Source organism: Pseudarthrobacter sp. NPDC080039 (assembly GCF_040702335.1).
GTDB classification, from domain to species: domain Bacteria; phylum Actinomycetota; class Actinomycetes; order Actinomycetales; family Micrococcaceae; genus Arthrobacter; species Arthrobacter enclensis_A.
On record NZ_JBFBKY010000012.1, the window covers coordinates 26,442 to 46,802 of the forward strand.

The 20,361-nt window shown below is 65.4% G+C and carries 19 protein-coding genes and 3 tRNA genes; 14 read left to right on the forward strand and 8 right to left on the reverse strand.

Annotated elements, in window-relative coordinates:
- Nucleotide 1: 1 nt before the first annotated feature.
- Complete coding sequence (gene xylA, locus AB0313_RS13810) at nt 2-1,189, reverse strand: xylose isomerase (RefSeq protein ID WP_366306142.1); 1,188 nt, start codon at nt 1,187-1,189, stop codon at nt 2-4.
- A 146-nt stretch (nt 1,190-1,335) separates the two neighbouring features.
- Here xylA and AB0313_RS13815 point away from each other — a divergent pair, with 146 nt between their 5' ends.
- A complete protein-coding gene (locus AB0313_RS13815) occupies nt 1,336-2,562 on the forward strand; it encodes an ROK family transcriptional regulator (protein WP_366306144.1) in 1,227 nt (408 codons plus the stop codon).
- 50 nt (nt 2,563-2,612) lie between these two features.
- Here AB0313_RS13815 and AB0313_RS13820 read toward each other — a convergent pair.
- Nucleotides 2,613-2,685 (reverse strand) — tRNA-Arg (locus AB0313_RS13820).
- A gap of 204 nt (nt 2,686-2,889) precedes the next feature.
- Between AB0313_RS13820 and AB0313_RS13825 the strand changes: the two genes are divergently transcribed.
- The 3 genes from AB0313_RS13825 (at nt 2,890) to ettA (ending at nt 5,892) form a co-directional block, all read left to right on the forward strand.
- On the forward strand, nt 2,890-3,438 hold the full coding sequence (locus AB0313_RS13825; RefSeq protein ID WP_141941817.1) for a single-stranded DNA-binding protein: 549 nt from the start codon (nt 2,890-2,892) through the stop codon (nt 3,436-3,438).
- A gap of 155 nt (nt 3,439-3,593) precedes the next feature.
- Nucleotides 3,594-4,148 carry a hypothetical protein gene (locus AB0313_RS13830; protein WP_366306146.1) on the forward strand — a complete coding sequence of 185 codons (555 nt, stop codon included), beginning with the start codon at nt 3,594-3,596 and terminating at the stop codon, nt 4,146-4,148.
- A gap of 61 nt (nt 4,149-4,209) precedes the next feature.
- Nucleotides 4,210-5,892: an energy-dependent translational throttle protein EttA gene (gene ettA / locus AB0313_RS13835; protein WP_141941813.1), complete on the forward strand. Its 1,683-nt coding sequence runs from the start codon at nt 4,210-4,212 to the stop codon at nt 5,890-5,892.
- A gap of 86 nt (nt 5,893-5,978) precedes the next feature.
- Here ettA and AB0313_RS13840 read toward each other — a convergent pair whose 3' ends face one another.
- Nucleotides 5,979-6,899: an acyl-CoA thioesterase II gene (locus tag AB0313_RS13840; protein ID WP_141941811.1), complete on the reverse strand. Its 921-nt coding sequence runs from the start codon at nt 6,897-6,899 to the stop codon at nt 5,979-5,981.
- 64 nt (nt 6,900-6,963) lie between these two features.
- Here AB0313_RS13840 and AB0313_RS13845 point away from each other — a divergent pair, with 64 nt between their 5' ends.
- Nucleotides 6,964-7,626: a hypothetical protein gene (locus tag AB0313_RS13845; protein WP_366306149.1), complete on the forward strand. Its 663-nt coding sequence runs from the start codon at nt 6,964-6,966 to the stop codon at nt 7,624-7,626.
- Between the two features lie 37 nt (nt 7,627-7,663).
- Here the strand turns inward: AB0313_RS13845 and AB0313_RS13850 are convergent, their stop codons facing one another.
- The 4 genes from AB0313_RS13850 to pepN all read right to left on the reverse strand — a co-directional run bounded on the left by AB0313_RS13850 (nt 7,664) and on the right by pepN (nt 11,946).
- Nucleotides 7,664-8,122 (reverse strand): globin, encoded by a 459-nt coding sequence (locus AB0313_RS13850; RefSeq protein WP_307306373.1) that lies wholly within the window; start codon nt 8,120-8,122, stop codon nt 7,664-7,666.
- A 1-nt stretch (nt 8,123) separates the two neighbouring features.
- On the reverse strand, nt 8,124-8,807 hold the full coding sequence (locus tag AB0313_RS13855) for a mechanosensitive ion channel domain-containing protein (RefSeq protein ID WP_366306221.1): 684 nt from the start codon (nt 8,805-8,807) through the stop codon (nt 8,124-8,126).
- Between the two features lie 104 nt (nt 8,808-8,911).
- Nucleotides 8,912-9,385: an OsmC family protein gene (locus AB0313_RS13860; protein WP_141941806.1), complete on the reverse strand. Its 474-nt coding sequence runs from the start codon at nt 9,383-9,385 to the stop codon at nt 8,912-8,914.
- Nucleotides 9,382-11,946 (reverse strand): aminopeptidase N, encoded by a 2,565-nt coding sequence (pepN, locus tag AB0313_RS13865; protein WP_366306223.1) that lies wholly within the window; start codon nt 11,944-11,946, stop codon nt 9,382-9,384. The genes AB0313_RS13860 and pepN overlap by 4 nt, the downstream gene beginning before the upstream one ends.
- A gap of 162 nt (nt 11,947-12,108) precedes the next feature.
- Between pepN and AB0313_RS13870 the strand changes: the two genes are divergently transcribed.
- The 3 genes from AB0313_RS13870 to AB0313_RS13880 all read left to right on the forward strand — a co-directional run bounded on the left by AB0313_RS13870 (nt 12,109) and on the right by AB0313_RS13880 (nt 14,645).
- Nucleotides 12,109-13,122: a hypothetical protein gene (locus AB0313_RS13870; protein ID WP_366306151.1), complete on the forward strand. Its 1,014-nt coding sequence runs from the start codon at nt 12,109-12,111 to the stop codon at nt 13,120-13,122.
- A 69-nt stretch (nt 13,123-13,191) separates the two neighbouring features.
- Nucleotides 13,192-13,686 (forward strand): ribose-5-phosphate isomerase, encoded by a 495-nt coding sequence (locus AB0313_RS13875; RefSeq protein WP_307306358.1) that lies wholly within the window; start codon nt 13,192-13,194, stop codon nt 13,684-13,686.
- On the forward strand, nt 13,686-14,645 hold the full coding sequence (locus AB0313_RS13880) for a DNA-formamidopyrimidine glycosylase family protein (RefSeq protein WP_307306354.1): 960 nt from the start codon (nt 13,686-13,688) through the stop codon (nt 14,643-14,645). The genes AB0313_RS13875 and AB0313_RS13880 overlap by 1 nt, the downstream gene beginning before the upstream one ends.
- Nucleotides 14,646-14,798: 153 nt before the next feature.
- Here AB0313_RS13880 and AB0313_RS13885 read toward each other — a convergent pair.
- Nucleotides 14,799-14,872 (reverse strand) — tRNA-Gly (locus tag AB0313_RS13885).
- A gap of 131 nt (nt 14,873-15,003) precedes the next feature.
- On the opposite strand from AB0313_RS13885, the gene AB0313_RS13890 reads away from it, so the two are divergent.
- The 6 genes from AB0313_RS13890 to AB0313_RS13915 all read left to right on the forward strand — a co-directional run bounded on the left by AB0313_RS13890 (nt 15,004) and on the right by AB0313_RS13915 (nt 20,202).
- Nucleotides 15,004-15,078, forward strand: a tRNA-Pro gene (locus AB0313_RS13890).
- Nucleotides 15,079-15,155: 77 nt separating this feature from the next.
- Entirely contained in the window at nt 15,156-16,565 is a 1,410-nt protein-coding gene (tig, locus tag AB0313_RS13895) for a trigger factor (protein ID WP_366306154.1), read from the forward strand.
- Between the two features lie 233 nt (nt 16,566-16,798).
- The gene (locus AB0313_RS13900) at nt 16,799-17,422 is read left to right on the forward strand and encodes an ATP-dependent Clp protease proteolytic subunit (protein WP_141946376.1); all 624 of its coding nucleotides are present in this window, start codon (nt 16,799-16,801) and stop codon (nt 17,420-17,422) included.
- Nucleotides 17,423-17,459: 37 nt separating this feature from the next.
- A complete protein-coding gene (locus AB0313_RS13905) occupies nt 17,460-18,119 on the forward strand; it encodes an ATP-dependent Clp protease proteolytic subunit (protein ID WP_138606612.1) in 660 nt (219 codons plus the stop codon).
- 173 nt (nt 18,120-18,292) lie between these two features.
- Nucleotides 18,293-19,573 (forward strand): ATP-dependent Clp protease ATP-binding subunit ClpX, encoded by a 1,281-nt coding sequence (clpX, locus tag AB0313_RS13910; RefSeq protein WP_141941794.1) that lies wholly within the window; start codon nt 18,293-18,295, stop codon nt 19,571-19,573.
- Between the two features lie 14 nt (nt 19,574-19,587).
- The gene (locus tag AB0313_RS13915; protein ID WP_366306157.1) at nt 19,588-20,202 is read left to right on the forward strand and encodes a DsbA family protein; all 615 of its coding nucleotides are present in this window, start codon (nt 19,588-19,590) and stop codon (nt 20,200-20,202) included.
- Nucleotides 20,203-20,361: the final 159 nt, after the last annotated feature.

The following is a 20,361-nucleotide window of genomic DNA, read 5'->3' on the forward strand; positions in this document are numbered from 1 at the left end:
CTTAGCGGGCGCCCAGGAGGTGTTCGATGGCGAGCTGGTTGAGCCGGACGAACGCGAAGGAGCGCTCGGCGGCTTTGTCGGCGTCGAAGTTCTCGAACGCGGCGGCGTCGGCGAGCAGGTCTGCCGTGCTTTCACCGGCCTTGAGCGTGGGTTCGCCGAGTTCGAAGACGCCGGAGGCCTTGAGGGCTTCCTGCACCTGCGGATCCGCGCGGAAGGCGAGGGCGCGTTCCTTCAGCAGCAGGTACATGGCCATGTTCGACTTGGCGGATTCCCAGACGCCGTCATAACCGTCGGTGCGGGACGGCTTGTAATCGAAGTGGCGGGGGCCGTCGTACTTCGGGCCGCCGCCAGGGAAACCGTTCTCGAGCAGGTCCACGGTGAAGAACGCACTGGTGAGGTCGCCGTGGCCGAAGACCAGGTCCTGGTCGTACTTGATGCCGCGCTGGCCGTTGAGGTCGATGTGGAAGAGCTTGCCGGCCCACAGTGCCTGGGCGATGCCGTGGGTGAAGTTTAGTCCGGCCATCTGCTCGTGGCCCGTTTCCGGGTTCAGGCCCACGATGTCGCCGTGTTCCAGCTGGGCAATGAAGGCCAGTCCATGGCCGACGGTGGGCAGGAAGATATCCCCGCGGGGCTCATTGGGCTTGGGCTCCAATGCGATGCGGAGGTTGTAGCCCTTCTCCTTGATGTAGCCGGCGGCGGTGTCAACGCCTTCCTTCATCCGGTCAAGGGCGGCCGCCAGGTCCTTGGAACCGTCGTATTCGCTGCCCTCCCGGCCGCCCCACATGACGAACGTTTCGGCACCAAGCTCTGCGGCGAGGTCGATGTTCCGCAGGACCTTGGACAGGGCAAAGCGGCGGATTGAGCGGTCGTTGGACGTGAAGCCGCCGTCCTTGAACACGGGGTGGCTGAACAGGTTGGTGGTCACCATGGGAACCTTCAGCCCGGTCTCGGCCAGGGCTGAGCGGAAGTTCTTCAGGATGAGCTCCCGCTCCGAGGCGGAGGCATCAAACGGAACGAGGTCATTGTCGTGGAAGGTGATGCCGTACGCGCCGATTTCGCTGAGCTTGTGGACCGCCTCAATGGGGTCAAGGGCTTTGCGGGTGGCCACACCGAACGGGTCGGCGCCGGTCCATCCGACGGTCCACAGGCCAAAGGTGAACTTGTCGGCGGGGGTGGGGGAAAGAGTCATGATGCGTCCTTGCGATCGGGTGTTCCGCGGAAGTGCGGAGCTTTAGTTCATTGCCTGAACTATATGAGCGGACGTAGGGTGGGGTCAAGAGTTCAGCTGGGAAAGAGCCGGAAAATCCGGTGGGCACCCAACCAGGGAGGTTTGTGATGGTGATGCCGGCGCCTGCAGTGGCAGGGACCGGAGGGGCAGCCCCCGGAACCGTGGGTGATGTGCGGCGCAGCAACCTTGCTTTGGTCCTGGGTTCCATCGCAGAGTTTCCGCCAGGTACCTGCCCAAGCCGCGCCCAGGTAGCCGCCGCTACCGGACTGACCAAAGCTTCCGTGTCCAGCCTGGTGCTGGACCTCCTGGACGCAGGGCTCATCCGCGAAGTTGGCTTGAACCCGCAGGGGCGCGGCCGCCCCGGGGTTGGACTGGAACTTAACCCCAGCCGCGCCGTCATGGGCATGGAGATTAACGTCGACTACATCTCGGCGGCAGTGGTTGACCTGACCGGCAAGGTCCTCATCCGGGAGGTCAGGGAGCGCGATAACCGTAACAGTGCCCACGCCCCGGTGCTGGCAGCGCTCGCAGCCCTGGCCGTGCGGGTACGGAGTTCCGCAGGGGAGCGGGGGGTGGAGGTCCTGGGCGGAGGGCTGGCGGTGCCTGGACTCGTGGATCCTGCCAGGGCCCGTGTGCTGACCGCTCCCAACTTGGGCTGGGTGGACGTGGACCTTGATCTGGATGCCCTGCTTCCCGAAGCACCCCTGGGGGTTGCGCTGTTCAACGAGGCGAACGCAGCGGCGCTGGCGGAACTTCGGGACCGGCCGGACGGTGCTTCCGACTTCCTGTTTGTCTCGGGCGAAGTGGGTGTGGGTGGAGGCATCGTCATAGGCTCGGAGCTGTTTACCGGCCCTGAGGGCCACGCCGGCGAGGTTGGGCACATCGTGGTGGACCCGGATGGCGGACATTGTTCGTGCGGGGGAACGGGCTGCCTGGAAACTGTCGCCGGCCAGGATGCCATCTTCACGGCCGCCGGGCTGGTCCCGGACACCGGTTCGCGCTCTGCGAGCATGTCCGCGCTCCTGCAGGCGCTGAAGGCCGCCGAGCCCGGGCCGGTGACTGCCGTCGAACGCGCCGGCCGCAGTCTCGGCATAGCGCTGGCGTCCGCGGCGCGCGTGGTGGATATCCAATCGGTGGTCCTCGGTGGCCACTTTGCGCTCCTTGAACCATGGCTGCGCGCCCCGTTGCTGGAAAGCCTGGGCAAGTATGCGCCGGGCAAGTATGCGCCGGAGCAAGTCACAGTGTCCGCGGTAGGTGAAGCGGGAGCCCTGCTGGGTTCGGCCGGCAGCGTCATCCGCTCCCTCATGGAGGCGCCACACAGGCTGCACGCATAGCCGAAATGCAGGACGCCCCGGTCCGAAGACCGGGGCGTCCTGCATAAAGGTGCCCCAGGAGGGAATCGAACCCCCGACCGGCGGATTAGAAGGCCGCTGCTCTATCCCCTGAGCTACTGAGGCATCGGTTTCCGGCCTGCAGCCGGTGCCTCGAAAAGTTTACCTTGCCCGGGATGCCGGCGGTGTCATCCAACCACTCCTCCTCCACACCTGCATGCAGACGGGCCGTTGTCCACATACGGGGATCGGCCCCTCCTGTCAGGCGGCCATCCCGCGCCATGCTGGTCGTGCCTGCTAAGGGCGCCACCATCCAGACAGGACATAGACATGAGCGAAACGATCACTATCCGGGGCTTCGTGGCCACCGGAATTACGAGTTCCACCACGCCGGGAGGAGTGGCAACAGCTTCCTTCCGCCTCGGTTCCACCAGCCGGCGCTTTGACCGGGAGACCAAAACCTGGGGTGACGGGCACACCAACTGGTTCACCGTCCAGGGCTACCGTGCCCTCGCGGGAACCCTGGGCTGCAGCATCAGGAAGGGGCAGCCGGTCATCGTCGTGGGCAAGCTGAAGATCCGCACCTGGGAAAAGGACGGCCGGGTGTACCACTCCACCGTCATTGACGCGGACACCGTGGGCCACGACCTCACCTTTGGATCCGCCAACTTCATCCGGACGGCTTCCAGGCCGGCCCTGTCCCTCGTGGAACAGCCGCCGGCTTCCGATGTGCCCGGGATGGACGAGGTCCAGGACGAACCGGAGGACCGCCAGGACGAACATCCGGAGGATGACGGCCACCCGGCCGTCGTCATTGAGGACAATGACGGTGGACTTGCCTCGCTGGACCTGGAGACGGGGGAGCTGGCCGAAGTCTAAGGAAGCACCCATCAGGTACCAGCGGTTCCACCCAATCCCGGGCGGACGGAATGGCGGCACCCCCGAACCGCCTTCCGTCCGTCCGCCAATGCGGACCGCGTGACTCCGGGCCCTGCAGGTCAGGAGCCTCCCGGCACCCGTGGCAGAATGACAGCATGCGTCTGACCCCTTCCCGCCGGTACACAGCCTGTGTCGGTGCAGCATTGACAGGGGCGGTCCTGGCCGCTGTCCTGTCAGGTTGTGTCGCCGGCCCGGCCGGGAAAGAAACAACCGGCAGCCAGCAGTCATCAGCCTCCCCGGCCGCCGGCACCACGGCACCGGCACGGCCTGGCCACGCTGCGGATCCCGCACCGCCAAGCGCCGGTGCCTCCGCGCAACCCCTGGCAGACACCTCCGGAGGTGCGTCTGCCGCCGCAGCCGCCGCCACCGAAAAGGCAAAAGTCACCGTCACTGACGCCCTGACCAGGCTGGCTGCCGGAGCGCCAAAACCGGCCACGGCCCAGGTCAGCGACGCCCTCACAGGTGCCGGTATTGCAGCGTCGCAGCTTCAGGTATCGCAGAGCCGAACACCAACCGGGCTGGAGGCGGACGCCATCGAAGCAGCGGTGCTTCAGGGCCGGGACTGCGTCATCGGCCAGGTGCGCGAAGGGGCAGTGACCGTCACAGTCCTTCCCGTGCTGGCCAGCGGCAAATGCTTCGTGGGGTCCTGACCCCTCTGTCCCGCCGGCCGAAAATGTGAGTTCTGCCCGCCAACCCACTAGATTTGAGACCATGGCGGAATTTATCTACACAATGACCAAGGCCCGCAAGGCCGTTGGCGAAAAACTCATTCTTGATGACGTAAGCATGTCCTTCTTCCCGGGCGCCAAGATTGGTGTTGTGGGCCCAAACGGTGCCGGTAAGTCCACCATCCTCAAGATCATGGCGGGGCTGGACACTCCCTCCAATGGCGAGGCCAGGCTCAGCCCCGGCTACAGCGTGGGCATCCTGATGCAGGAACCCCCGCTGAACGAGGAAAAGACCGTCCTGGGCAACGTCCAGGAAGGCGTTGGCGAGATCTACGGCAAGATCCAGCGCTTCAACGAGATCTCCGAGGAAATGGCCAGCCCTGACGCTGACTACGACACCCTTCTCGAAGAGATGGGCAAGCTGCAGGAGGCGATCGACGCCGCCGATGCCTGGGACCTCGACTCCCAGCTCGAGCAGGCCATGGACGCCCTCCGTTGCCCCCCGGCGGATGCTGACGTCACCAACCTCTCCGGTGGTGAGCGCCGCCGCGTGGCCCTGTGCAAGCTCCTGCTGCAGAAGCCGGACCTGCTGCTCCTGGACGAGCCCACCAACCACCTGGACGCCGAAAGCGTGCTCTGGCTGGAACAGCACCTCTCCAGCTACCCCGGCGCCGTACTGGCCGTGACCCACGACCGCTACTTCCTGGACCACGTGGCGGAATGGATCGCCGAAGTGGACCGCGGCCACCTCTACCCCTATGAGGGCAACTACTCCACCTACCTGGAAAAGAAGCGCGCCCGTCTCGAGATCCAGGGCAAGAAGGACGCCAAGCAGGCCAAGCGCCTCGCCGAGGAACTCGAGTGGGTCCGCTCCAACGCCAAGGGCCGCCAGACCAAGTCGAAGGCCCGCCTGGCCCGCTACGAGGAAATGGCCGCAGAGGCAGACCGCACCAGGAAGCTGGACTTCGAAGAGATCCAGATCCCGCCGGGACCCCGCCTGGGCGGCCTGGTGCTGGAGGCCAAGAACCTCCAGAAGGGTTTCGAGGACCGGGTCCTGATCGACGGACTGTCCTTCACTTTGCCCCGCAACGGCATCGTGGGCGTCATCGGGCCCAACGGCGTGGGCAAGACCACCCTGTTCAAGACGATCGTCGGCCTCGAGCCGCTCGACGGCGGCGACCTGAAGATCGGCGATTCCGTCAAGATCTCCTACGCGGACCAGAGCCGTGGCGGCATCGACCCCAACAAGACCCTGTGGGAAGTCGTCTCAGACGGGCTCGACTTCATCCAGGTGGGCAACGTTGAGATGCCGTCCCGCGCCTATGTTGCCGCTTTCGGCTTCAAGGGCCCGGACCAGCAGAAGAAGGCCGGTGTCCTCTCCGGCGGTGAGCGCAACCGCCTGAACCTTGCCCTGACCCTCAAGCAGGGCGGAAACCTGCTGCTCCTCGACGAGCCCACCAACGACCTCGACGTCGAAACCCTCAGCAGCCTGGAAAACGCGCTGCTTGAGTTCCCCGGCTGCGCCGTGGTGGTTTCGCACGACCGCTGGTTCCTTGACCGGGTGGCCACCCACATCCTGGCCTACGAAGGCGACGACGAGAACCCCTCCAAGTGGTACTGGTTCGAGGGTAACTTCGAATCCTACGAGGAGAACAAGGTCCAGCGGCTGGGCCCCGACGCTGCCAAGCCGCACCGTGTCACGCACCGGCGCCTGACCCGCGACTAAAAGCGCGGACCCCGCAGCCTGACAGAACGCAGAAGGCCGGCACCCCTGACAAGATCGGGCTGCCGGCCTTCTGCGTGCCTCCGACGCTACGGCCCGTCCGGGGTGGGGGGAATGCGCACCATGCCCTCCTGGGCCACGGACGCCACGTGCTGGCCCTCACGGTTGAAGATCCTGCCGGTTGCCAGGCCGCGGGCGCCATGGGCACTGGGGGACTCCTGGACGTAGAGGAGCCACTCATCCACCCGCGCCGGCCGGTGCCACCACATGGCGTGGTCCAGGCTGGCGACGTTCATCCCGGGGGTGGTCCAGCTGAGGCCGTGCCTTCGGAGAATGGACTCGAGCAGCGTGTAGTCACTGGCGTAGGCAAGGGCAGCGCGGTGCAGGTTGGAGTCGTCCGGCATTGGTCCGAAGGTCTTCATCCAGACGGCATTGCGCGCCTCCCGGGGTCCCGCTGCGGATACGTACAGCGGGGGGTCGACGTGCCGGATGTCGAAGGGCCGTTCATAGGCCCAGTGGCGGGCTACCGGGTGGTCGAATTTACCCAGCAGGTCCGCCGTGCTGGGCAGCGACTCAGGGTCCGGAATCCCGGCAGGCATGACGGAGGAGTGGTCCACTCCTTCGTCCTCGCCCTGGAAAGAAGCGATCATTGACAGGATGGGCACGCCCTCCTGGTACGCGTGCACCCGCCGCGCGGAGAACGAACGGCCGTCGCGCAGCCGCTGAACTCCGAAGGTGATGGGCTTGTTGGCGTCACCGGGGCGCAGGAAATATCCGTGCATTGAGTGGACAAAGCGCTCCGGGTCCACGGTCCGGGTGGCGGCTACCAGCGACTGCGCCAGCACCTGCCCGCCGAACACCCTGTGGTGCGGCTGCCGCTGCGACGGACCCAGGAAAATATCCTCATCCGTGCGGGCGCCCTCAAGCTCACCAAGGTCCAGCAATTCGATCAGTGATGAGGTTGGGTCCCCGCTTGGCGGCGCCAGCAGTCCGGCTTCGGCTTCAGTCATGGTCCGACTCTAGACGGCGCCCCGGGAACCACTCAACCGGAACGGAGCCGGTAGTGTCATAGGTGTGTCTGAACTTCTCGCCTCGTCCTTCCGTTTCGCCGATCCTCGGGATCTGGCGGACCTGAAAACGTTCGCCACCCGGGCCAAGGCCATCGACGACAGCGGTGCCATGAGGCTGCAGGCGGCCGGCCCCGTCCTGGCCGCCTACGTCTGCGTCCTGCGGCCCAGGCTCCTGGGCGAATCAACCCCCACCATCCTGGGCCTGCGCACCATGGCACTGGCGCAACCGTCCGCCACGGACGTCACCGTTGCCTTGTTATCCGTCCTGGACCGGCTGGCCCGCATAGGGGAGAACGACGTCGAATTGCCCGTTCCGCCCACCACCGTCACCGAGTCATGGACAGGGGTTGGGGCCCCGCGGAGCGGATGGGAGCTGCTGGGGGCCGTAAGCGACGCCCACTTGCGGGCGGCGGCTGAGGCAGGCATTGCCGAGGTGGCAGGAATCGTGCCGGACAAGCCCGGAGCCCTCATCGTGAACAACGCCCGGGCAGCCGTCTGGGGGCGGGAGCTTGAAGACGCCGGCCTGCCCGCCGGTGCAGCGTTCGCCGCCTTCGCGCTGGGGTTCCTCGCCGACGGCGACCAAAAGCTTTACCGCGCGGGCCGCTGGTTCCGCCTGTCCGGTTCCCGTGGCCACGTCCTGGCACGGACCGGCAGCGGCCTGTTGTAGCCGCAGGCCGCTGCGCCAGAGAAGGCCGGAACCGGGATCAGGAACCGGAGGGACTGTTCACCATGGACAGGGCGGCCCGCTCCATGTAATCCCAGAGTGTTCCCTCGTACAGCGGCGGCAATTCCAGGGCGTCCACCGCGGTGCGCATGTGGAACAGCCACCGGTCCTTTGCCTCGGGAGTGACCTTGAAGGGCATGTGCCGCATGCGCAGGCGGGGGTGGCCGCGCTCCTCGCCGTAGGTGGTGGGCCCGCCCCAGTACTGCTCCAGGAACATCAGGAACCTGCGCTTTGCCGGCGCCAGGTCCTCTTCGGGGTACATCGGGCGCAGCACCGGGTCGGTGGCCACGCCATCGTAGAAGACGTCGATGAGCTTCACGAAGGTTTCGTGCCCGCCAACGGCGTCGTAGAAGCTGTCCGTGTAGTCCGGCTTGCTGAAAGGGTCGTTCTGCATCAACTGTGGCCGCTGCCCGGGGCGCGGCTCGATGGGAAGCGACATGCTAGTCCCCGGATTTCTGGTCAGTCTTCTTGGTCTCAACGTGCGCCGAGCCCTGGTCGGTCGTTCCGTCGTCGGATTCGTGCAGTGGAACGTACCGCCCCTGGGACCGGTTGCCCACCCTCAGGATTTCGCCATTGCGCAGGTACCAGATGGCGCCGTCGTCGGAGCGGACGCGGGTGATCCGCAGCCCCATGGACTCCACCACTCCCACCACCTCGCTGGTTTCGATCACGTCGCCGATTCCGTACTGGTCTTCAATGGTAATGAAAATACCCGCCAGGAAGTCCCGGATGAGCTGCTGGGCGCCAAAACCAATGGCCACACCCAGGATGCCCACGCTGGTCAGCAGCGGTGCGATATTGATGTCAAGGTTCTGCAGCACGTACATGCCGGTGATGATCACCACCAGGACGCCCACCACACTGTTGAGGAGCGAACCGATGGTCTCGGCGCGCTGGACTCGGCGTTCGTGGTCAAGGGCGCGAAGTGCCGGCGCCACCCACTTGAACGTGGGCTTCTTGAAGAAGTTGCTGCCAGACGCCACCCGCTTGGTGATGCGGGAAATGACGAACGTGGCCACGAGCCAGACGGCGACGCCGATGCCCAGGCTGATCACGATGCCAGGAATGCTCACGCCACTTGGCTGGCTGGGGGCAGGAGGGAGTAGGGACAACGTGGTGATCATGGGTGGAAGGAACTCCTCGGGATATTGCATGGTGGTCCTTCAACCCTAGCGCCGCAACCTGGGGCAATGCCCGGCGTGTAGAGCTGCCCCCAGGGAAGACCGGGCTAACCCACCACCGTGACAGGCTCATGCTCCACCGGGAAGTTCACGCTCCGGGCGATGAAGCAGACCTGGTTGGCCTCGTGATGCAGCGAGTCCGCCAGTTCGGCGTGGCCGGCATCGGCCACCGTTACGAGCGGGTGCAGGACCACCCGCTCGAACTGGCCGCTGCCGTCGCGGTTGAGCCGCATAAGCCCGGACGCCTCATCCCGGTAGCCCGTCACCACCACCCCGTGCTTCACCGCCACGTGCAGGTAGGACAGCATGTGGCACTGTGCCAGCGCGGCCAGGAGGAGCTGCTCCGGGTTGTAGCGTTCCCGGTCCCCGTGGAACGTGGGGTCGGCAGAACCCTTCAGCACCGGCAGGCCGGGAACGATCACGTCGTGGTCGCGGGAGTAGCTCCGGTAGGACGAGGTGCCGTCACCCCGGTTCCCGGTCCACTGCACGGTCAGCGCGTAGTGGTGTTCACCAAGGCTCACTGCGGACTGCCTTCCTCAACGACGTCGGCGGCACGGGCGCGCAGGGCCCGTGCAACCCCGTCGCGGTTTTCCAGCATCATCCGCCGCAGCGCTGCACTTTCGGCCGGCAGCGAGGCGAGGAAGCTGTCCGTCCGGTCGATGGTTTCCTGTGTGGTCAGCAGCGCCGGGTAGAGGCCGACGACGATCTGCTGGGCCAGGGCGTGGGTGCGGGTTGCCACGATCCCCGGTACGGCGGCGAAGTACTTTTCCGCGTACGGTTCCAGCAGGCTGCGGTCCAGCACCCGCATGAAGCCGGTGACTGCCGAACCCTGCAGCGCGTTGGACAGTTCGCCCTTCACCACGATCGAGTCCCAAGCGGCAGCTTTCGCTTCGGGCGTGGGGATGGCGGCTTTGGCCAGGGCCGCCGCGTTCTGGCCGCTGGACGTGTTATCCCGTTCCAGTTCCGCGTCGATGCCCTCCTGCCCCATCCGGCCGCCGGCAACCAGGGAGGCCACCAGTTCCCAGCGGAGGTCCTGGTCAACGCTCAGCCCCTCCAGGGCAGCGGAGCCCTCCAGCAGTCCGGCCACCCGGTCAAGCTGGGATGCGCTGCGGGCCAGGAGCGCGAAGGACTTGATGAACTGCAGCTGCGCGTCGGAACCGCCCGGAACGCCGGAGGCCAGGTCCCACAGCCGGTCCACGGCGGTGACCGCGGTTGCTTCCCTGTGGTCCTCGGCCACATAGAAGTTCAGGGTGGTGGCCAGTTGGCGGAGCTGCACCAGGATCACGGACGAATCCGTCTCGGCGGCGACGTTGGACAGGATCAGCTCCACATACTTGCGGGCCGGAGCCTCGCCGTCCCGGGCGGCGTCCCAGGCGGAGTTCCACACGAGGGTCCTGGGCAGGCTCTGGGCGAAATCCTTCAGGTGGGCAGTGGCGGTGGCCAGGGACTTCGGGTCCAGGCGCACCTTCGCGTACGCAAGGTCGTCGTCGTTGACGAGGACCAGGTCCGGCTGTGCCATGCCCGCGAGCTCCGGCACCTCGGTGCGTTCGCCGTCGACATCCAACTCCTCGCGGTGCACCCGCTCAAGCTTCCCGGCACCGTTCAGGTTGTAGAAACCCACGGCCAGGCGGTGCGGCCGGATGGTGGGCCACTCCGGGACAGCTGACTGCACGATTGCAAAGGAGCGCAGCTTCCCGTCCCCGTCCACTTCCAGTTCGGGAGCGAGGGTGTTGACGCCGGCGGTCTCCAGCCACTGCCGGCCCCAGTCGTCCAGGTCCCGGCCGCTGGCCTTTTCCAGTTCCACCAGGAGGTCGCGGAGTTCGGTGTTGCGCCAGGCGTGCTTGGCGAAGTACTCCCGGACACCGGCCATGAACTGCTCCGGCCCAACCCATGCCACCAGCTGCCGGAGCACCGAGGCGCCCTTGGCGTACGTGATGCCGTCGAAGTTGACCTCCACATCCTGCAGGTTGTTGATCTCGGCGAAGATGGGGTGCGTGGTGGGCAGCTGGTCCTGGCGGTAGGCCCAGGACTTCTCCACGGAGGCGAACGTGGTCCAGGCGCTGGTGAAGGACGTGGCTTCCACCGCCGCCAGGTGCGACATGTACTCGGCGAAGGACTCGTTGAGCCAGAGGTCGTTCCACCAGCGCATGGTCACCAGGTCTCCGAACCACATGTGGGCCAGTTCGTGCAGCACGGTAATGGCGCGGCGCTCGATCTGGGCGCCGGTGACCTTGCTGCGGAAGACGTAGCCTTCCAGGATGGTGACCGCACCGGCGTTTTCCATGGCTCCGGCGTTGAACTCCGGCACGAAGAGCTGGTCGTACTTTTCAAACGGGTAGGGGCAGCCGAACTGTGCCTCGAAGAATCCGAAACCCTGCCGGGTGAGTTCGAAGATGTTCTCCGCGTCCAGGTACTGCATCAGCGACTTCCTGGCGAAAACCCCAAGCGGAATGACCCGGCCGTCCGAACTCGTGACCTCACTGCGGACGGACTGGTACGGGCCGGCGATCAGGGCTGTGACGTAGGAGGACAGCCGGGGTGTCGGCGCGAACGTCCACGTGGACCGGGCCGTGCCGTCCCCGGCGTCCACCGGCTCGGGGGTGGGGGAGTTGGAAACCACGTCCCAGTGTGACGGCGCCGTGACCGTGAAAGCGAAGGTTGCCTTCAGGTCCGGCTGCTCGAAGACCGCGAACATCCGGCGGGAGTCGGGAACCTCGAACTGCGTGTACAGGTAGACCTCGTTGTCCACCGGGTCAACGAACCGGTGCAGGCCTTCACCGGTGTTCGTGTAGGGCATCTCTGCCACGACCGTCAGTTCGTTGTGCCCGGCCAGGTCGGGCAGCTGGATACGTATCCCGTCCGAGACGGCTGCGGGGTCGAGGCTGCGGCCGTTCAGGGTCACGCTGTGAACAGTCCGGGTGATGGCATCAATAAAGGTGGATGCGCCCGCAGATGCAGTGAATTTCACGGTGGTGGTGCTGCCGAAGACCTCTCCGCCGCGCGTCAGGTCCAGGCTGACTTCGTAGGACTCGACGGTGATCAGTTCGGCGCGCTCACGGGCTTCGGCGCGCGTCAGGTTCATGCCTGGCAAAGGAGACCCTCCAGAGAAGATTCGGCTGCCGGCCGGTGGTCCCGGTTCCGGCACTGTGATGCATTCTTCCATCCCCTGACTCCTTGGCAAGTTGCGGAGCTCACAGCAGGCCCTGGCGATTGGCTGAACGCCTGCAGGGGTAGCGTTAACTGCATGGGAAAGCTGCTGGATTCGGTGGACACAAAGGCCTTGCGTTTCGCTGCAGGGTTCCCGGTTGTCCTTGCCGCCGGCTTTGTCTTCTGCGCGTTGCTGCTTCGCTCCGACCTGCCGGAGCCACTCGCCGTCCAGTGGACGGACGACGGCGGCGCCTCCTTTGCGCCTTTCGGCGCCTACGTGGGGGTCGGCGCCGCGGGGATCGTGGTTTCGGGGTGGCTGGTCCTGATCCAGGCAGTGCCCCTGGGCCGGCCGGTGATGATGCGGCGGATCATGATGGGCGCCGGCCTCTTCGTGAGCCTCTTCGTCACCTCTGCCCTTGCCGCGGGCCTCGTCGGCCAGACCGGCCTGGCGGACGCCCGGCAGTCGCACGTGGACATGACCGTCCTTGCCCTCGGAAGCGGCGCGGCAGTATCCCTTGGCGTTGCCATGGGCATGGTGTACAAAGCTGACCGGCAATGGTCCCCGGATGACGACCGGGCGCTGCAGACTGCCATCGCAAAGGAGCTGGACCCTGACCTGGCCCGCGACAGCATCAGGCTGTGGGTGCACGCAAGGAGCTCGGTGTTCGTCATGATCGCCATCGCCTCACTGTTCCCGGCTGCCCTCATCGCCCTCCTGGTGCCGTGGCTGGGTATCCTGCTCGTGGTCCTGGCCTTCATCGGCGCCGCGTTCCTTTTCGCGCGCATCAGGGCGGACCGGCGGGGGCTGAAAGTCCTGCTGGCCGGGGTGGTGCCGGTCATGGATGTACCCGCCGGCGCCATCTCGGACGCCAGCGCAGCGGAGGTGAAAGCCGCCGACTATGGCGGGTGGGGCTACCGGCACCACCGCGGAACCGCCGCCATGCTCGTCAGCAGCGGACCCGCCGTCGTCGTGAGCAAGACTGATGGACAGCGGCTGGCCGTCAGCGGCGGCAGCCAGGCCTCCGCCGCGCAGCTGGCCGAAGTACTCACGCGTGTGGCCGCCCGGGCCCGGCGGGGCGGAACCCCGCCCGTCCATGGCGGAGAGTCCTAGTATCCTTATCGGTGTCGTTCGGCCTCCACCCGGATGGCCCGGCTCCCCACAACCGAATGGAAATTGCACGTGACAACTTCCCCTGCCTTCCCGCGGGTCCATATCGCCACCGACCACGCAGGCATGGAGCTCAGCGCCCACCTGGTCACCCACCTGACCGGCAAGGGGTACGAGGTGGTGGACCATGGCCCCAAGGTCTACGACCCCCAGGACGATTACCCGTCCTTCTGCATCAACGCTGCCCTTGCCGTCGTGGCAGACCAGGACGCCGGCGTCCACGCCCTGGGCATCGTGCTGGGTGGTTCGGGCAACGGAGAGCAGATCGCCGCCAACAAGGTCAAGGGCATCCGCGCGGCCCTCGCCTGGAACCTTTCCACCGCCACCCTGGCCCGCGAGCACAATGACGCCAACGTGGTTGCCCTGGGCGGGCGCCAGCACACGGTTGAAGAAGCCACCGCACTGGTTGAAGCCTTCCTTGCCGAGCCGTTCAGCAACGATGAGCGCCACGTCCGCAGGATAGAAAAAATTGCTGTCTTCGAGGCCACCGGCGAGGTTGTCGAGTAGTGCCTGAAGGCCACTCCGTCCGCCGGCTTGCCCGGCAGTTCGGGGACGTCTTCGCCGGTGGGAAGCTCGCCGTGTCCAGCCCGCAGGGAAGGTTCAGCGGGGGAGCGGCGCTGCTGGACGGCCACACGCTGGAGGCGGCGGAGGCGCACGGCAAGCATCTGTTCCTCCACTTCGACAACTCCCTGGTGCTGCACGTCCACCTTGGCCTGTACGGTGCCTGGAGCTTCGGCGGCGACAGCACGTTCGCCGGTGCGTCCAGCATTGGTGCCCCGCGGCGGGTAGGGGAGCGGGAAGCCTTCGGTGCCGGGGACGACGACGGGTCCGCGCCGTACGCGGGACCGCCGGCTCCCGTCGGGGCAGTGCGCGTCCGGCTGGCCGGGAGCCACGGCTGGGCGGACCTGCGCGGCGCCACCACCTGCGAGACCATCACTGCCGCGGAGGTAGAGTCTGTCCTGGCGCGTCTCGGCCCTGACCCGCTGCGCAATCTCCGCGGTGACGCCGGCCGGTTCGCGGCCACCCTCCGGTCCCGGAAGACGCCCTTGGCGGCGCTGCTCATGGACCAAAAGGTGATTGCCGGCGTCGGGAATGTCTACCGTGCGGAAGTCCTCTTCCGGCGCCGGCTGGACCCGTGGCTTCCCGGAAGTGCCCTCCCGGACAACGATGCCCGCAAGCTCTGGCGCGACATCGTGGCCGTCATGGGCGACGGCGTCGCGGATGGCCGGATCATCACCACCCCGCCGAAATACTGGCGCCTCGACGGCACCAGCGCTGCCAAGGCTGCCGCGGCGGGACAGCCGGTCCCGGCGAAGAGCGCGCACTTTCCCCACCGCGAGGATGTCCACTTCGTCTACAAGCGGCAAGGGCTGCCCTGCCGGGTGTGCCGCACGCTCGTGCTGACCGCCGAGCTCGCCGGACGCAACCTCTACTGGTGCCCGTACTGCCAGCAGACGCAGGACTAGCCGCTTCTTTGCTCCGGTGCGGAAACGGGCACTTTGGCGGGGACACGCCGTCGGCCGCGTCCGAATGGGCGCCGACGCCCGCAAAGTGCCCCATGACCGCCTGCCGGCCCGGCTTAAACCAAAAGAACCCCTCTCCTGAGGGGTCCTTTTCCATGGAGGGGACGACGGGAATCGAACCCGCGTAATCAGTTTGGAAGACTGAGGCTTTACCATTAAGCTACGTCCCCGAAGGAAGATCCGTTTTTCGCGGAAACTCCGGGCTGGCTGTCCAAGCCGGATACAACTAAACCTAATCCATGGCCTACGTGTCAAATGTGCATTCGCGGCGCGTATCACCGTAGACTTGCCTGTGCACTTACGGGGTGTAGCTCAGCTTGGCTAGAGCGCCTGCTTTGGGAGCAGGAAGTCGCAGGTTCAAATCCTGTCACCCCGACTCTGCGGCCAGGACCAGTCGGCCTGGACACACACGCGTTGCAGAAACCCATCCCACAACCCAGGAGTACTTAGACCGTGAAGAGCGCTGTCGAGAACCTCACCCCCACGCGGGTCAAGCTCAATGTTGAGGTCCCCTTTGAGGAACTGAAGCCCAGCATCGACTCGGCCTACAAGACTGTTGCTTCGCAGATCCAGGTTCCCGGGTTCCGCAAGGGCAAGGTTCCCGCGAGGATCATCGACCAGCGCGTCGGCCGCGGCTACGTCCTGGAGACCGCCATCAACGATGGCCTCAACGGCTGGTACCAGGCTGCCGTGCAGGAATCCGGCATCCGCCCCCTGAGCCGTCCCGAGGTGGAAATCACCGAGGTGCCCGATCCCTCCGCAACCGACGGCGGACTGAAGTTCGCCGCCGAGGTTGACGTCCGTCCCGAAATCGAACTCCCGGACTACTCCGGCATTGAGGTCCAGGTCGCTGCTGCGGAATCCTCCGAAGCCGATGTGGACAAGGCCCTGGACGAACTGCGCGGCCGCTTTGGCACGCTCAAGTCCGTCGACCGTCCCGCTGCCGACGGTGACTTCCTCACCATCGACATCACGGCAACGATCGACGGCGAAGAGGTCGACTCCGCTGCCGGCCTGTCCTACCAGGTTGGCGCCGGCACCATGCTTGAGGGCATGGACGAGGCCGTGACCGGCCTCAGCGCAGACGAAGACGCCATCTTCGACACCACCCTCGTTGGCGGGGACCACGCCGGCGAGGCCGCCCAGGTCAAGGTCGTCGTAAAGGCCGTCAAGGAACGCGAACTGCCCGAAGCGAACGATGACTTCGCCCAGCTCGCGTCCGAGTTCGACACCCTCGCCGAACTCCGCGAAGACCTGGCCAAGCAGGCTGCAGACTCCAAGATCGTCGAGCAGGGCGTGGAAGCCCGCGACAAGGTCCTGGACAAGCTGGTTGAACTGGTTGAGGTTCCCGTTCCGGACTCAGTGGTCGAAGAGCAGCTGGAAGCCCACTTCCAGGAAGGCAACGGCCACGGCGACGGCGAGCACGACACTGAAGAGCACCGTGAAGAAGTGCGCGCAAACACCGCCCGTGCCTTCCAGAACGAGATCATCCTCGACGCCATCGCTGAGAAGGAAGAAGTCAACGTCAGCCAGAACGAGCTGATCGACTACATCGTCACCACCGCAAGCCAGTACGGCATGGACCCGAACCAGTTCGCGCAGATCATCGATCAGAGCGGCCAGGTTCCCATGATGGTTTCCGAGGTCCGCCGCCGCAAGGCCCTGGCAGTGGTCCTGGGCCAGGCTACGGTCACCGACACCGAGGGCAAGGCTGTTGACCTGAGCGACTTCGTGCGCCCCGCCGGTGAGGAAGCCCCTGCCGCCGAGGCTGCTGACACGGACGCCACCGGGGCGGCTGAGACCGAGGTTTCCGAGGCTGAGGTTGTCGAAGCCGAGGACACCGCGGCAGACGCCAAGGCATAGCCCTTACCGGCCCGCCTGAAACGGCCCCTGGATCGCTTCGATCCGGGGGCCGTTCGCATTGGACACGAAGGATGCACCGCCGATTCGACGATCGTGCGCCGTCAGCGAACAGCCCTCGGTGCGCGAACAAAACGCCCGGGAAACCGGTTAGTGTCCAAGTAGTGATTTTCAGTGATGTCACCGTCACCAGTGAGAGGTAAGTAAACATGTCACAGCACTCAGAGGCCCCCCGGATGGCGACCGTCGATCCTGCAGCCCAGGACAACTACATTTACAACCGCCTTCTCAAGGAGCGGATCATCTGGCTGGGCTCGGAGGTGCGTGACGACAACGCCAACGCGATCTGCTCACAGCTGCTCCTGCTCTCGGCCGAGAACCCGGAGAAGGACATCTACCTCTACATCAACTCGCCGGGCGGTTCCGTCACGGCAGGCATGGCCATCTACGACACCATGCAGTTCATCCCCAACGACGTCGTGACCGTCGCCACCGGCCTGGCAGCTTCCATGGGCCAGTTCCTGCTCTCCTCGGGCACCAAGGGCAAGCGGTACGCCACCCCCAATGCACGCGTGCTGATGCACCAGCCCTCCGGCGGCATCGGCGGTACCGCGTCCGACATCAAGATCCAGGCCGAACTTATCCTGCACATGAAGAAGGTCATGGCTGAGCTGACTGCGGAGCAGACCGGCCAGACCGTGGAAACCATCCTCAAGGACAACGACCGCGACAAGTGGTTCACTGCCGCTGAGGCCCTCGAATACGGCTTCTTCGACAAGATCGCCGCTCACGCCGGCTCCGTGTCAGGCGGCGGCGGAACGTCCAATGGTTCCTCCGGCGAATCAGCCTCCCAGAACTAACCGGCATCAAGAACCCCTTCGATCAGGAGCAAACACAATGAACTACAACTTCGGGTGGTCAGCCGGCAATCTTCCGTCCAGCCGCTACGTCCTGCCACAGTTCGAGGAACGCACCCCGTACGGCTTCAAGCGCCAGGACCCCTACACCAAGCTCTTCGAGGACCGCATCATCTTCCTCGGGGTGCAGGTTGATGACGCTTCCGCCGATGACATCATGGCCCAGCTGCTGGTTCTGGAATCCACGGACCCGGACCGCGACATCACCCTTTACATCAATTCTCCCGGCGGCTCGTTCACGGCCATGACGGCGATCTACGACACTATGCAGTACATCCGCCCGGAGATCCAGACCGTGTGCCTGGGCCAGGCCGCCAGTGCCGCCGCCGTCCTGCTGGCCGCCGGCACCCCGGGCAAGCGGCTGGCCCTGCCCAACGCCCGCGTCCTGATCCACCAGCCGGCGCTGTCCGGCGGCCAGGGTGGACAGGCCTCAGACCTGGAAATCCAGGCGGCAGAGGTCATGCGCATGCGGTCCTGGCTTGAGGACACGTTGGCCCAGCACTCCGGACGCACGTCCGAGCAGGTCAACAACGACATCGAGCGTGACAAGATCCTCACCGCCGACGAGGCCCAGGCTTATGGCCTCATCGACCAGGTACTGGATTCACGCAAGATCAAGCCCCAGGCAATCACGAGGTAGCAGTGCGTAGAGCCGGTGCGGCCAATTCATTTGGCCGCACCGGCCTTTTCTTTCCACCTTGGGGAGCGAATGTGACCTAGAGTGGATGTTGTCATAAACCGGTCTGCGCTGGCCGGGTAGATTTCAGCAATGGTGCAGGGCTGCCTGGCAGCAGGATACTAAGGGGTTCACATATGGCTCGGATTGGCGAGAGCACGGATCTGCTGAAGTGCTCTTTCTGCGGAAAGAGCCAGAAGCAGGTGCGCAAGCTCATTGCCGGGCCCGGTGTCTACATCTGCGATGAATGCATCGAGTTGTGCAACGAAATCATCGAAGAGGAACTGGCGGAGGTTGCCGACCTCGGCAGCTTCGAACTGCCCAAGCCGCGTGAGATCTTCGACTTCCTGCAGGAATACGTCATCGGCCAGGAGCCTGCGAAACGCTCTCTCGCCGTCGCGGTCTACAACCACTACAAGCGCATCCAGGCCGGCCACGCGCCCAAGTCCGGAAGCCTCGGGGACGGCGGGCATCATGACGACGTCGAAATCGCCAAGTCGAACATCCTCCTCATTGGACCCACAGGATGCGGCAAGACCTACCTGGCCCAGACCCTTGCGCGCCGCCTGAACGTCCCCTTCGCCGTGGCGGACGCCACCGCTTTGACCGAGGCCGGCTACGTTGGCGAGGACGTGGAGAACATCCTCCTCAAGCTCATCCAGGCCGCGGACTATGACGTCAAGAAGGCCGAACAGGGCATCATCTACATCGACGAGATCGACAAGATCTCCCGCAAGAGCGAAAACCCCTCCATCACCCGGGACGTGTCCGGCGAGGGCGTGCAGCAGGCACTCCTGAAGATCCTGGAGGGCACTGTTGCCTCCGTCCCGCCGCAGGGCGGACGCAAGCACCCGCACCAGGAATTCATCCAGATCGACACCACGAACGTCCTGTTCATCGTGGCAGGCGCCTTCGCGGGCCTGGAGGAGATCATTGGGTCCCGTTCCGGCCGCAAGGGTATCGGCTTCGGCGCGCCGCTCAACGAGGCCAGCAAGAAGGTTGACTCCTACGGCGAGGTCATGCCGGAGGACCTGCTGAAGTTCGGCCTCATCCCCGAATTCATCGGCCGGCTCCCCGTCATCACCACCGTGTCCAACCTTGACCGGGACGCCCTGATCCAGATTCTCTCCACTCCCAAGAACGCACTGGTGAAGCAGTACCAGAAGATGTTCCAGATCGACGGCGTGGAGCTGGTGTTTGACGACACCGCCCTTGAGGCCATTGCCGAGCAGGCCCTGGAACGGGGCACAGGTGCCCGCGGGCTCCGCGCCATCCTGGAGGAAGTCCTGCTTCCCGTCATGTTCGATCTTCCAAGCCGCGAGGATGTTGCCAGCGTGGTGATCACCGAGGACGTGGTCCTGCGCGGAGCCGAACCCACCATGATTCCGCACGTCGCCAAGCGCCGTAAGTCTGCCTGACCGAGAGGACCTTCGTGTCTGCACCTGCCAAGAACAAAGCCGATTTCTGGTTCGACCCCCTGTGCCCGTTCGCGTGGGTCACCTCCCGCTGGATCGGTGAGGTGGAAGCCGTCCGCGACATCGAGACGGAGTGGCACGTCATGAGCCTCGCGGTGCTGAACGAGGGACGCGACCTGGACCCCGGCTACCGCGAATCCATGGACAACGCCTGGGGGATGGTGCGCGTCATCATCGCCGCCCGGGAGGAGCACGGGCCGCAGTTCATCAAGCCCCTGTACGACGCCATGGGAACGCTGATCCACAACCAGGGCGAGAAGGACCGCACCCAGGTGATCACCAAGGCCCTGGCCGAGTGCGGGCTCCCTGCTTCCCTGGCTGACGCCGCCACCAGCGACGCTTATGACCGGCAGCTCCGGGCCAGCCATGACGAAGGCATCTGCCTCGTGGGCCAGGACGTGGGCACACCTGTGGTCGCGTTCAACGGAACCGCCTTCTTTGGTCCGGTCCTCACCAGGATTCCCCGTGGAGAGGAAGCCGGCAGGATCTGGGATGCCACCACAACCATCGCCGCCTTCCCGCACTTCTTCGAGTTGAAGCGCAGCCGCACCGAGAGCCCGGAATTCGACTGAGCCCCGGCCGCCGGCGGGGACGCGATGCTCCAGGGGCCCCGGGATAACTACCAGCGTGTAGTTATCCCGGGGCCCTTGTGCATGGCATGGAGCAGGAGAACAATTGACCTTACCCACTTCGAAAGAAGCGGGACGCAGGAACCAAAGATTCAGTGATAT

Coding starts and splice junctions, on each gene's coding strand:
- AB0313_RS13815 (WP_366306144.1), top strand. CDS start 1,336: ATGGTGATGCCGGCGCCTGCAGTGGCAGGGACCGGAGGGGCAGCCCCC.
- AB0313_RS13825 (WP_141941817.1), top strand. CDS start 2,890: ATGAGCGAAACGATCACTATCCGGGGCTTCGTGGCCACCGGAATTACG.
- AB0313_RS13830 (WP_366306146.1), top strand. CDS start 3,594: ATGCGTCTGACCCCTTCCCGCCGGTACACAGCCTGTGTCGGTGCAGCA.
- AB0313_RS13850 (WP_307306373.1), bottom strand. CDS start 8,122: ATGTCGCTTCCCATCGAGCCGCGCCCCGGGCAGCGGCCACAGTTGATG.
- AB0313_RS13905 (WP_138606612.1), top strand. CDS start 17,460: ATGAACTACAACTTCGGGTGGTCAGCCGGCAATCTTCCGTCCAGCCGC.
- clpX (WP_141941794.1), top strand. CDS start 18,293: ATGGCTCGGATTGGCGAGAGCACGGATCTGCTGAAGTGCTCTTTCTGC.
- xylA (WP_366306142.1), bottom strand. CDS start 1,189: ATGACTCTTTCCCCCACCCCCGCCGACAAGTTCACCTTTGGCCTGTGG.
- AB0313_RS13900 (WP_141946376.1), top strand. CDS start 16,799: ATGGCGACCGTCGATCCTGCAGCCCAGGACAACTACATTTACAACCGC.
- ettA (WP_141941813.1), top strand. CDS start 4,210: ATGGCGGAATTTATCTACACAATGACCAAGGCCCGCAAGGCCGTTGGC.
- pepN (WP_366306223.1), bottom strand. CDS start 11,946: ATGAACCTGACGCGCGCCGAAGCCCGTGAGCGCGCCGAACTGATCACC.
- AB0313_RS13840 (WP_141941811.1), bottom strand. CDS start 6,899: ATGACTGAAGCCGAAGCCGGACTGCTGGCGCCGCCAAGCGGGGACCCA.
- AB0313_RS13855 (WP_366306221.1), bottom strand. CDS start 8,807: ATGATCACCACGTTGTCCCTACTCCCTCCTGCCCCCAGCCAGCCAAGT.
- AB0313_RS13870 (WP_366306151.1), top strand. CDS start 12,109: ATGGGAAAGCTGCTGGATTCGGTGGACACAAAGGCCTTGCGTTTCGCT.